This window comes from Mesorhizobium sp. M0626 (assembly GCF_040320665.1).
GTDB lineage: Bacteria > Pseudomonadota > Alphaproteobacteria > Rhizobiales > Rhizobiaceae > Mesorhizobium.
In genome coordinates, this window is the sequence record NZ_JAMYQD010000010.1 from 1 (window position 1) to 12,349 (window position 12,349).

The following is a 12,349-nucleotide window of genomic DNA, read 5'->3' on the forward strand; positions in this document are numbered from 1 at the left end:
GCTGTCGCCGGCCGAGCTTGAGTTGATGCCGGCTGCTGACGATTGAGCGTGATCTTCGTTCCTTCGCACCGTGCTGGGAAATCTGAAATGTTGGCAGGACAGAGGGGGGTGTGACGGAATGCGGCGCTGGGAAAGCGCCGCTCCTACCTGATCCATGCCAAACCCGCCCAAGCTCAAGGCCTATCGCGCCAAGCGCGAATTTACGAAGACGCCGGAACCGGCGGGCGGGGTCATTTCAGGCGACGGCAACCGCTTCGTCGTCCACAAGCATCACGCCACCGCCGACCATTACGATTTGCGCCTGCAGGTCGGCGGCGTGCTGAAAAGCTGGGCGGTGCCGCGCGGGCCCTCGCTCAACCCGGCCGACAAGCGGCTCGCAGTCGAGACCGAGGACCATCCGCTCGAATATATCGACTTCGAGGGCGTCATTCCCGAAGGCGAATATGGCGGCGGGCCGATGATCGTCTGGGACACCGGCACCTGGGCACCGATGGACGATGTCGACAAGAGCCTGCGCACCGGCGCCTTCAAGTTCCGGCTGGCCGGCGACAAGTTGAATGGCGGCTGGATGCTGACCCGTCTGAAGCCCAAGCCCGGCGAAGACAGCGAGAAGAAAAACTGGCTGCTGTTCAAGGAGCGCGATCTCGCCGCCGATACCGGCCTCGACATCCTGGAAGCGCGGCCGGAAAGCGTGAAGTCCGGCAAGCGGATCGAGGAGCTGGTGGCGCCGCCGAGGAAGCCGGCCCGCCTGCCGCCCAAGCCCGGCGCGCTGAAACCCGGCGCGTTGTCCGGTGCGGTCAGGGGCGATCCGCCGTCGCGCATCGAGCCGCAGCTCGCCACGCAGGTGCCGAAACCGCCGGGCGGGCCGGTGGAAGACACAGGTGAACTCTGGCTGCATGAAATAAAATTCGACGGCTATCGTACCATGGCGCATGTCGGAGATGGCGAGGTCAGGTTGATCACCCGCGGCGGCATCGACTGGACGAAGCGTTACGGCGACCTGCCGCAAGCCTTTTCCCGGCTACCGCTCAGCCAGGCGATCATCGACGGCGAGATCATGGTGCTGGACGAGAAGGGCATCTCGCGTTTCGCGCTGCTGCAGGATGCGCTGTCGGCGGGTGCGGGCAGCAAGCTCCATTTCTATGCCTTCGACCTGCTGCATCTCGACGGCTGGGACCTCCGCAAGGCGCCGCTCGCAAGACGCAAGGCCTTGCTCGCCGAACTGCTAGCCGGGCAGGGCGCCAACTCCGCCATCCAGCTGAGCGACCATGTCGAAGGCGACGGGCAGGGGCTTTACGATCAGGCCTCGATCCTTGGGCTGGAAGGCGTCGTCTCCAAGCGCGCCAACGCCATCTACCAGAGCGGCCGCACCAAGACCTGGACCAAGGTCAAGGCGCTGGAGACCGGCGATTTCATCATCGCCGGCTACACCGTTTCCGACGCGGCCGAAGGACTGGCGGCAATCGGCATGGCTGAATTCGCGGATGGTGAACTGCACTATCGCGGCAAGGTTGGCACCGGCTTCGATGCCGCGACGGCGGGCGACTTGCTGGCCCGGCTGCAGCCGCTGCGCGACGGCGCGACAGCACCCGAGGGTGTGCCGCGCGAGATCATGCGCGAGATGAAATGGGTGCGGCCGATGCTGTCGGCCCGCATCCACTACGCCAACCGAACGGCGGACAATTCGCTGCGCCACGGTGTGTTTCGGGGCTTGCGCGATGTCGGCCTGTCGACGCCGGTGTCGCCGAAGCGCAAGCGGCTGATCGCCGAAGCCGATCTCGCCACCATCTGGGTGACCAATCCGGAGCGGCGGCTGTTCGGCAAGACCGGACCGACCAAACTCGACATCGCCGTCTATTACGCGCTGGTCGGCGATTTCATGCTGCCGCATATCATGGGCCGCCCGGTGTCGCTGGTGCGCTGCCCGACGGGCCTGCCGAAGGACTGTTTCTTCCAGCGCCACGCCTTCACCGGCATGCCGCCGTCGGTGGTCACTTTTGACGCCACCAACTCCGAAGGTGAAACCAAATCCTATCTGTCGGTCGAGGGAGCAAAAGGCTATCTGGCACTCGCGCAGTTCGGCGTCGTTGAGTTCCACACCTGGGGCACGCATCGCTTGAGCCTCGACAAGCCCGACCAGATCGTTTTCGATCTCGATCCGGGTGAGGGCATCGCCTGGCGCGAAGTGGTCGAGGCCGCCGTCCACATCAAGGGCGAATTGGAGCGGTTCGGCCTGGTGCCGTTCGCCAAGACATCCGGCGGCAGCGGCATCCACATAACCGTGCCGGTGACGCAAAAGCAGAACTGGAAGAAGCTGCACCAGGCGACCAGCGCCATCTCCACGCACTTGGCGGCCACCGCGCCCGACACTTTCACCACCACAATGGGCAAGGAAAACCGCAGGCGCCGCATCTTCATCGACTATCACCGCAACGCGCGCGGCCACACCTCCGCCGCCCCCTATTCGCTGCGCGCCCGCACCAACCTGCCGGCGTCGACGCCGGTGAGTTGGGCAGACCTTGAGACGATCGATACGCCGCAGGATCTGAACTATTCGTCCTTGCCGGGGCTGTTGGCGACGTCGGGCGATCCGTGGGCGGACATGCAGGATTTCGCAAGAGATTTGCCGTTGTTTTCGGGGAAGTAGATCGGGAGGTGTTGGCGATCCGGCACACCCCCCTCTGTCCTGCCGGACATCTCCCCCGCAAGGGGGGAGATCGGATGTCGCCTCTGCTTTCGCCAATCGCAAACCTTGCAAGAGGAGCGATAAGGTTGAAGCTGCCAATCTCCCCACTTGCCGGGGAGATGTCCGGCAGGACAGAGGGGGGTGCTGTCCCTCCGGCATGACTTACTTCCCCAAGTCCATCGACCATGCGGACAATTTGAATTATCCTCCGTCGGTGCCCTCCAGCTCACCTGGAAGGTTTCGTCAGGAATTTGCCGGTATGTTTGGGGCCGGTGTAGGATTTCCGCAGCACCATTCGTCCTTTGGACGAAGCGCTGCGTAAGCATGATCCCGAAACGTGGGAACCGGTTTTCGGAGAAGATCATGCTCAGTCTGAAATGTCAGTGCATGGCCGCGTAGGAGAGTATCATGGCGCCCAGGGCAAGTTGGAAAGGTTACCTCAAGCTCAGCCTCGTCAGCTGTCCGGTCCGGCTCTATCCGGCAACGACGACCAGCGAGCGCATATCGTTCAACCAATTGCACAAGAAGACCCACAACCGCATCAACATGAAGCCGGTCGACCCTGAACTCGGCCTCGTCGAGCGCGCGGACTTGGTCAAGGGTTACGAATACGAGGACAAGCAGTACATCATCATCGATGAGGCCGACCTCGAAGCAGTGCGCATCGAATCCAATCACACGATGAACATCGAGGCCTTCGTCGACGAAGACGAGGTCGACGTCATTTATCAGGATGCGCCGTACTACATGGCGCCGGATGGCGCCATGGCGGAGGAAACCTTCGCCGTGCTGCGCGAGGCAATGCGCAAATCCGGCAAGCTGGCCATTGCCCGCCTTGTCCTGTCCAGCCGCGAGCGCGTGGTGACGATCGGCGCGCGCGAGAATGGCATGTTCGTGTGTACGTTGAGGAACCCGAACGAAGTGCGCGGCACGGCTGAATATTTCGGCAACATCCCGGCTGGCAAGCCGGATCCCGAAATGCTGCAATTGGCCGAAGCGCTGATCAAGCAGAAGGAAACCACCTTCGATCCGAAGAATTATGAGGACCGCTACGAGATCGCGCTGATGACGATGATCCGCGAGAAACTGAAGGGCCATAAGCCGATCATTGCGGCGGCGCCCGAGCGTGGCAATGTCATCAATCTCATGGATGCGTTGAAGGCGAGCCTGTCGCAATCAGCCAAGCCGCCGGCCAAGTCGAAGAGCAAGGCCGACGACGCTGAAAAACCTGCCGCCAAGGCTAAGGCGGGTGCGGCCAAGGAAAACCCGTTAAAGGCCAATCTGCTCAAGGCCGTCGGCAAGAGCAAGGGGTGACGGCGCCGACCGGTATAATCCCGGGCGCCGTCTTCGGCGCCATCGGCGCGCTGGCGGCATTTCCGCTGCGGCTCGCGGCCCGTGAGGTGGAGCGTCAGCACGGCCAGTTGCGGCGCGGCGTCACCAGGCGCACCAGCCATGTTGTGTTCGGCCGAACGCTGATCGCCAAGGCCGGCACGGCGAAGGGCGGCGATGCCGAGATTGAACGCCGTGTTGCCGCCGAGCGTGCCGCCGGCCGAACGCTCCTTAGCGAAAATGGCTTCCTGCGCCTGCTCGGTCTGATGAAGGCGCCGGAGGCGTCTTCGCTATCCAGGCAGTCGCTCGTCGACCAGTCCAGACTGTCCGGTGCCGACCTCGACCTGCTCAGCCTGTTCGACGCCTTCGAGCACGATTGTGAACCCTACTCGTTCCGCGATCTGATCCTTGCCCGCAAATATGCCGGGCTGGTCGCCGGCGGTGCATCCTGGGGCGCGATCGCGCGCTCCGTGCATCGCTCCGGTCCGGTCGCTTCGCTCACCGCCAAATCGCTCAATGTCGGCTCGCAGCATGGCCGGCCCGATCAGATCTATCTCGAGGATGGCCAGAGCGAACTCGACGGCCAGCTGCTGTTCGATCTCGGCAGCGCAAGCGCAGCCGGCGACGACACGCTGGAAGAATTGTTCGCCGAGGCTGAAAGCGCGGAAGAGGAGGGCCGGCACGACGATGCCGCGGCGCTCTACCAACGCTGCCTCAGCATCGATCCGAGCGACGCCATCGCCGCGTTCAACCGCGCCAATTGCTTGCGTGGCGCCGGTCGCGTGGCCGACGCGGCGCATGACTATGCAAGAGCGATCAAGCTCGATCCGGCGTTCGTCGAGGCCTGTTTCAACCTCGCCGGGCTGATGAGCGACGAAGGCAAGATCGCCTCGGCGCGCCGGCATCTGGTCAAGGCAATCGCGCTCGACAAGAGCTACGCCGATCCGGTGTTCAACCTTGCCCGGCTGGAGTTCGACGCCGGCAATCTGACCGAAGCCCGCCGCCACTGGGTGCGCTATCTCGAACTCGATGCTGACAGCGAATGGGCGCGCACTGCGCAAAAGGGGATACAGTTCGTCGATCTGCAGCTGGCGCGGACGGCGGGGTGAGGCTGCCGTGGATAATCTTGTTCAGATTTCGAGTATGGGATTAACCGCGTGCTTCATCGTTTTGGCGGTGCGGGAGGCCCGCGAGCTGCTCTTCTACTGGAGCAATGGCTGGAATTTTTTCGAAGACAGCAAAATCAATTGGGCCACATATTACAACCGCAGAACTTGGCCATTTCCCCAGCGCCCCGAGGACCGTATGTCGAACAAGCAGCGCGTTTGCTTCGGCCGGCCATTCTTCATCGTGCTCGTGGGGTTTTTTGCAGTCATTTTCACCCATGTTACCCTGCATCCGGAGCAGTGGCGTAAGGAAGTTCACGGTTCCAAAACCACCTACCACTATATCGGGGTCCCGCAGCCTGATGCCCACTAGCTTCCTCTTCGACGGCTTTGACACAGCCCCGGTCACCATCGTGCTGGCCCACGGCGCCGGCGCATCGATGGATTCGCCTTCGATGACCGCCACCGCCAAGGCGCTCGCCACCGCCGGCTTCCAGGTCGCGCGCTTTGAATTCCACTATATGGCGGCCCGCCGCTATGGCCAGCGCAAGCCGCCGCCGCGCGCCGAGACGGTCAACCCGGAATACATAAAGGCCATCGCCGATCTGAGAGCCATGGGCGTCACCGGGCCGCTCATCATCGGCGGCAAGTCGATGGGCGGGCGCGTCGCCTCGATGGTTGCCGACGAGATGTTCGCCAAGGGCGAGATTTCGGGCCTCGTCTGCCTCGGCTATCCCTTTCATCCGCCGGCCAAGCCAGAGCAGCTCAGGACAAAACATCTCGCCGACCTCAAGACGCCGACGCTGATCTTCCAGGGCACCCGCGACGAGTTCGGCACGAAAGAAGAGGTCGCGACCTACGGCCTTTCCAAAGCCATCGAGGTGATCTGGCTGGAGGATGGCGACCACGACCTCAAGCCGCGCAAGAGCGTGTCGGGTTTTTCGACCGCCGATCATTTGAAGACGCTGGCCGGGACGGTGAAGGCGTGGACAGGGCGGATCGTTTCCTGATCGCCAAATGCAAATCGCCACCTTCAATATCAACAACATCAACAGCCGGCTGCAAAACCTGCTGGCGTGGCTGGCGGCAGCCAAGCCCGATGTCGTCTGCCTGCAGGAGCTGAAGGCCCGCGACACGCAGTTTCCGCGCACGGCGCTTGCGGCGGCCGGCTACGGCGCGGTGTGGAAGGGCGAACCGACCTGGAATGGCGTCGCCATACTCGCGCGCGGGTCCAAGCCGGTGCTGACCCGTGACGTCCTGCCCGGCGATACCGCCGACAAGCAGAGCCGCTACATCGAGGCGGCCGTGAACGGCATCGTCATCGCTTGTCTCTACGCGCCCAACGGCAACCCGCAGCCGGGGCCGAAATTCCAGTACAAGCTGGCGTGGCACGCGCGGCTGGAGGCGCATGCCGCAGAACTGTTCGACACCGGCCTGCCGGTGGCGCTGGTCGGCGACTACAACATCGTGCCCGAGCCGCGCGACATCTACGCCACCCGCTCCTATGACGACAACGCGCTGGTGCAGCCGGAAAGCCGGGCGTCGTTCCAGCGTCTGCTCGAGCAGGGCTGGACCGATGCGCTCCGCAAGAAGCATCCGAAGGAAACGCTCTACACATTCTGGGATTATCGCCGCAACCGCTGGCCGCGCGATGCCGGGCTGCGGCTCGACCACATCTTGCTGTCGAAGAAACTGGCGCGCCGCCTCACCGCTGCCGGCATCGACCGCGATGTCAGAGGTGAGGACGGCGCCAGCGACCACGCGCCGGTATGGGTCGAATTGAAGTGAATTTGGCTGCGTGATCGCGCCCACTTTCGTGGGCGCAGTTTTGCGCTATTTGTTTCGCTGCGGCGGCCGCATGATGAGCAAGGTGCGGCACCGGAGGGGGAGTCCGATGGACAGGTTGGCCGAAAGGCTGTTTGCGCTTCCGCTGCTGGCGGCCGCTTTGGCTTGTCTGGTGCGGGCGTATCTGCTGCTCGGCGACAGAGATTTCAGCTGGAGCGGGATCGATCACATGCTGCACGGCCCAGCCACGCTGCGACCGGTGGTGTTCCTGACCGTCGGCGGGCTTTGCCTGCTTGGCGCCCTGTTGTTCTGGGCCGGACTGCTGCCGGGTCGGCGAAGCCAGCCTGCTGGAACGCCGCTTTTTGGCCGCGACGCCGAGATCGACCCAAAGGGCCGCCCCGGTCTGCGGCGCGCCTTCCTCATGTTGCCGGTGCTCGCCGTGTTGGCGCTGCTGGCCGACCACTTCCCTTGGGCGCGTGACGCCGGCCCGGGCGCTGAGGTGGCCGCCCCGAACGAACCCAAAGCCGAGCCGAAGGACCAGGGCATCGACGGTGTCCCGCCGGACCTGGCGACGCCACCGGCCCCGCCGAGTTCGCCGCAGGTCACCATGCCGCCCGAGCCAACTCCGCCGGTGCAGGCAGCCAAACCGCCCGAGCCGGCGCAGCCTACGCCTCCGGCTGCTCCCCCTCAGCCGCCACAAGTCGCACTCGCTCCGGCGACACCGCCACCGGAGACTGCTCCACCGCCGGCTCCGGCCACGCCACCGCAAACCGTCGCGCCGTTGCCGCCGCCTCCGCCGGCGCTGCCGACCGAGCCCGACGGCCACCGCGACGCCGTCGTCTGGCTCGCCGTCTCGGCCGATGGCCGCGACGTCATGAGCGCCAGCACCGACCATATGATCAAGCTCTGGGACATCGCCGGCAAGCGGCTGATCCGCAACCTTGGTGAACACAAGGACATGGCGCGCACGGCGCTGTTCATGCCCGACGGCGCAACCGCGCTGACCGCCGGCGACGATGGCGAGATCGTGCTGCGAAAGCTTGCCGACGGCGCGGTGCTGCATGTCTTCTCGTCGGGCGCGAATGGCGGCGTGCGCAAGCTGGCGATCAGCCCGGACGGCAAGCGCGCCGTCAGTGGCCACGACACCGGCAACGTCATCGTCTGGGATCTCGTCAACAAGTCGGTGCTGCATGTGATGACCGGACATGACTGGCCGATCAGCACGGTCGCAATCTCGCCCGACGGCACGCGCGCGCTGAGCGGCTCCATCGACGGCACGCTGAAATTGTGGGACGTTGAAAGCGGCAAGCAATTGCGAAGCTGGCACGGCCACGAGCAAGGCACCTACGGCGCCGTCTTCACCGCCGACGGCCATCATGTCGTCACCGGCAGCGGCGACTACACGATCAAGCTCTGGGACCTCGACACGTTTAGGGAATTGCGCCGCTTCGAGGGCCACGAAGGCACCGTCTATACGCTGGCGCTGTCGGCCGACGGCAAGCGCCTGGCCTCCGGCTCGCTCGACGGCACGGCGCGGCTGTGGGATCTCGGCACTGGAGACCAGATCGCCATGTTCGACAGCCGCACCGGCCCGATCTACGCCGTTGCCTTCGCCACCGACGGCACACTGGTCACCGGCGGCGACGATCGCACCATCAGGGATTGGCCGGCGGCTGGCGGCGATGGCGAAATCCTGTTCGCCGGCGCACCGCAGTAGCGACATCAAATGCTTTGGATATTCCAGAACAGCCTGGCTTGCGCTATGGATTACTGGTGGCTGCAAATGGATTGGGGACGGTGAGCAACAACGACTGGGCGCCCAAAGTGGATACACCTGTCTACAGCCCGCCCAAGTCGCGTCGCCGAGGTGTCCTTACCGTCGTTCTGGTGTTGCTGGCGGCTTTTGTGCTGCTCGGTCCTGGCCGAAATTACTATGTGCAGTGGTCAGCCATTAAGAAGATTCAAGCGGCTGTCCTGGCAAAGGATTATCGCGAGCAATTCCATCAGATCTCCGTGCTGGCCGACATGGGAAATGCTGACGCACAGTACAATCTGGGATTAATGTACTGGCGTGGCCAGGGTATTGCCCAAAATGACAGGCAGGCGACCTACTGGTGGGGCAAAGCAGCCGAGCAAGGAAATGCAGATGCGGCATCCTTGCTCGCCCAGGCCTATTCCCATGGCCGAGGTGTCGAAAGAAACGACCAACTGGCGTTAAAATTTGCCACACAGTCGGCCGACAAGAGCAACGCGAATGGTTACTATGCCATCGGCACCCTGTACGCGCAGGGCCAAGGTGTTCCGCAAAGCTATGAGCAAGCTCTCTCCTGGTGGCGCAAGGCAGCCGATGGCGGCAGTACCGAAGCTGCCTACTGCATCGGTCGGTCCTATTATCTCGGTGAAGGCGTTGAGAAGGACGATCAGCTCGCCGTGACGTGGGTGCGAAAGGCGGTCGACAAGGGTGAGCCGAATGCCCAGTCTCTGTTGGGCACGCTGTATTCGCTTGGCCACGGCGTCGGTCAGGATGACCGCCTGGCCTTCGAATGGTGGATGAAGGCTGCGGTCGCCGGTGTGCCGGAAGCGCAATACTCCTTAGCAAACGCGTATGAATTGGGAAAAGGCATCGGCAAGGACGACGCCCAGTCGTTCGCCTGGTTGGTCAAGGCGGCGGAACAGGACAATGTCCGGGCGCAGTCTGCGCTGGCCTATGCCTATGCTACGGGCAAGGGCACTGCCAAAAGTGATGCCGAAGCATCATCCTGGTGGCTGAAGGCGGCGAGCCGGGGAGACGCTTATGCGCAGGCGAACCTCGGCCTGGCATATTGGACGGGCGCCGGACTGACTCAGAGCGACGCTGATGCCGTTTCGTGGTGGCTCAAGGCCGCAAAGCAGGGGGACGTTTCGTCTGAACTGTACCTGGCTGTTGCCTATGCCCGCGGCAGAGGGATAGCCAAGGATGAAAAATCCGCCGAATTCTGGTTGCTGGAGGCAGCCAAGGCGGGAAATGTCGAAGCAGAACTCAACCTTGGCAAGCTTTATTACACCGGGATCGGCGGCAAGCCGAACTATCCGGAATCTGCCAAGTGGTTTTCCACATCGGCAAGCCACGGAAATGCCGAGGCCAGGACCTTCCTCGAAATGATGAAGGAAAAAGGCCAGTTCGACAGCAAGACGCTGTGAGCTCAGGGTCAGGCAACGCCGATGACGTCGGTGGACATCGGCAGCGGATACCAAAACTGTCTTTCATCAGTCAATTTCGGAGGCCACTTATGCCTGCCGGCCATCTCCCCACTTGGGGGAGATCAGCAGCGTCGCCGTCACGCCTTTCGTTTGCGGCGTGACACTCGTATCGCACGATGCGAAGACTCATTTGCCGCTGCATCTCGAGAATCCCATGCCCCTCCACATCGTCGAAGCCTCGATTGCCGATCTGCGCCATGCCCTCGAAGACGGCACCGTCACCAGCGTCGAGCTGGTGGGCGCTTATCTCAGGCGCATCGCGCATTACGACCGCCATGGCATCGCGCTGAACGCCGTGCCTGTGCTCAATCCCAGAATGTTCGAAGAAGCGGCCGCGTCCGATCTGCGGCGGCGCAATGGTGCTGCGCTCGGGCCGCTCGACGGCATCCCCTACACCGCCAAGGACAGCTATAAGGTGAAGGGCCTGACGGTGGCCGCCGGCTCGCCCGCCTTCGAGCATCTCGTCGCCAACGAGGACGCTTTCACCATTGCCAGGCTGAGGGCCGGTGGTGCTGTGCTGATCGGGCTGACCAACATGCCGCCTATGGCCAATGGCGGCATGCAGCGTGGCGTCTATGGCCGCGCCGAAAGCCCCTACAATGCAGATTACCTGACCGCCGCCTTCGCTTCCGGCTCGTCCAACGGTTCCGGCACCGCGACCGCTGCGAGCTTTGCCGCTTTCGGGCTGGGCGAGGAAACATGGTCTTCCGGCCGCGCGCCGGCGTCCAACAATGCACTTGTCGCCTACACGCCGTCGCGCGGCGTCATTTCGGTCAGGGGCAACTGGCCGCTGGTGCCGACCATGGATGTGGTGGTGCCGCACACCCGCGGCATTGCCGACATGCTGGAGTTGCTCGACGTGATCGTCGCCGACGATGCCGAGACGCGCGGCGATTTCTGGCGTGTGCAGGCCTGGGTGTCGATCGCGAAGAGCGCTGCTCTCAGGCCGCCAAGCTACACTGCGCTCCAACTGCAAGGCTCATTACAAGGCAAACGCCTCGGCGTGCCGAAAATGTATATCGGCCGCGATGGCGGCGCGCCCAAACCCATCGAGACCCGCGCCTCGGTGCTCGACCTCTGGCGGCAGGCAGCGCGTGACCTGGAAAAGCTCGGCGCGGAGGTGGTCGAGGTCGATTTCCCCGTCGTCTCGAACTATGAGCGCGACCGTCCGGGCACAAAAACCATGGTCGAACGCGGGCTGGTGCCGGAAGCCTTCGCCGAGCGCGAAATCTGGGATCTCTGCATCTGGGGCTGGGACGATTTTCTGCGCGCAAATGCCGATCCGGCGATCCCCGATCTGGCTGCGGTCGACGGCCCAAAGATTTTCCCGCAGCCGCCGGGCGCGCTGCCGGACCGCTATGGCGACGACGGTTTCGATCTGGCCGACTACGTCACGAGCGCCAAGCAGGGCGTGATGCCATTGCTGGACATTCCAGCGCTGGCGGAAGGTCTGAAGGGATTGGAGGCGACGCGGCGCATCGACTTCGAGGACTGGCTGGACGAGCACAGGCTCGACGCCGTCGTGCTGCCGGCGGTCGCCGATGTCGGGCCGGCCAGCGCCGACGTCAACCAGACCTCTGCAGAAATCGCCTGGCGCAACGGCACCTGGGTCGCCAATGGCAATCTGGTGTGGCGTCATCTCGGCATTCCGACCGTCACCGTGCCTATGGGAACGATGGCCGATATCGGCATGCCGGTCGGGCTGACCTTTGCGGGCAAGGCCTATGATGATGCGGAGTTGCTGCGGCTCGCCGGCGATTACGAGCGCGCCACCCAACGCCGCACCAGCCCGCCGCGCACGCCGGAATTGCCGGACGATGTGTTTGCGGGGCGGCCTGGTGGATTGCGGGCCAGCGATGCGCCGGCGCCGAGGCTTACGCTTGTTGCCGAGACGATGCGGCGAGGAGACCAGGCCGAGATCGCCGTGACGGTTGAACTCGATGCGGAGACCGCTGGCGTCAAGGTTCACGTCAATGGCGAACCGGTCGCTCTGCGGCGCAGCGGCACAAGCTTTCACGGTCGCATCCTGGTGCCGGCCGGCGAGCACGAAAGAATGCACAGTGTGTGGCGAGGCGCTTACGGCTCGATCGTTACGGCCGTCATCCGGCTGGAGGATGGACGCACGGCTGGTGCTTACGTGGTCGCGGGTGGAATCGGGTGAGGTACATGTAATCTCCCCAAGGGGGAGATCAGCAGCTTCGCC

General features: G+C 63.8%; 9 protein-coding genes. All 9 read left to right on the plus strand.

All coding sequences use genetic code 11. The features are described from left to right. Nucleotides 1-154 precede the first annotated feature (154 nt). Entirely contained in the window at nucleotides 155-2,647 is a 2,493-nt protein-coding gene (gene ligD, locus NKI37_RS13870; RefSeq protein ID WP_352788645.1) for a DNA ligase D, read from the plus strand. 447 nt (nucleotides 2,648-3,094) lie between these two features. Further along, nucleotides 3,095-4,000, plus strand: coding sequence for a non-homologous end joining protein Ku (ku, locus tag NKI37_RS13875; protein ID WP_023712534.1), 906 nt, complete (start codon nucleotides 3,095-3,097; stop codon nucleotides 3,998-4,000). Beyond that, entirely contained in the window at nucleotides 3,997-5,124 is a 1,128-nt protein-coding gene (locus NKI37_RS13880) for a tetratricopeptide repeat protein (protein ID WP_352788643.1), read from the plus strand. Before ku ends, NKI37_RS13880 begins: the two co-directional genes overlap by 4 nt. Nucleotides 5,125-5,131: 7 nt before the next feature. Further along, nucleotides 5,132-5,494, plus strand: coding sequence for a hypothetical protein (locus NKI37_RS13885; RefSeq protein ID WP_352788641.1), 363 nt, complete (start codon nucleotides 5,132-5,134; stop codon nucleotides 5,492-5,494). Further along, the gene (locus tag NKI37_RS13890) at nucleotides 5,484-6,131 is read left to right on the plus strand and encodes an alpha/beta hydrolase family protein (RefSeq protein ID WP_023712537.1); all 648 of its coding nucleotides are present in this window, start codon (nucleotides 5,484-5,486) and stop codon (nucleotides 6,129-6,131) included. Before NKI37_RS13885 ends, NKI37_RS13890 begins: the two co-directional genes overlap by 11 nt. Before the next feature lie 7 nt (nucleotides 6,132-6,138). Next, nucleotides 6,139-6,909 carry an exodeoxyribonuclease III gene (locus tag NKI37_RS13895; protein WP_023703074.1) on the plus strand — a complete coding sequence of 257 codons (771 nt, stop codon included), beginning with the start codon at nucleotides 6,139-6,141 and terminating at the stop codon, nucleotides 6,907-6,909. 106 nt (nucleotides 6,910-7,015) lie between these two features. Then, on the plus strand, nucleotides 7,016-8,623 hold the full coding sequence (locus NKI37_RS13900) for a WD40 repeat domain-containing protein (RefSeq protein ID WP_352788638.1): 1,608 nt from the start codon (nucleotides 7,016-7,018) through the stop codon (nucleotides 8,621-8,623). Between the two features lie 80 nt (nucleotides 8,624-8,703). Beyond that, a complete protein-coding gene (locus NKI37_RS13905) occupies nucleotides 8,704-10,086 on the plus strand; it encodes an SEL1-like repeat protein (RefSeq protein ID WP_352788636.1) in 1,383 nt (460 codons plus the stop codon). A gap of 214 nt (nucleotides 10,087-10,300) precedes the next feature. Next, a complete protein-coding gene (locus NKI37_RS13910) occupies nucleotides 10,301-12,307 on the plus strand; it encodes an amidase (RefSeq protein WP_352788633.1) in 2,007 nt (668 codons plus the stop codon). Nucleotides 12,308-12,349 lie beyond the last annotated feature (42 nt).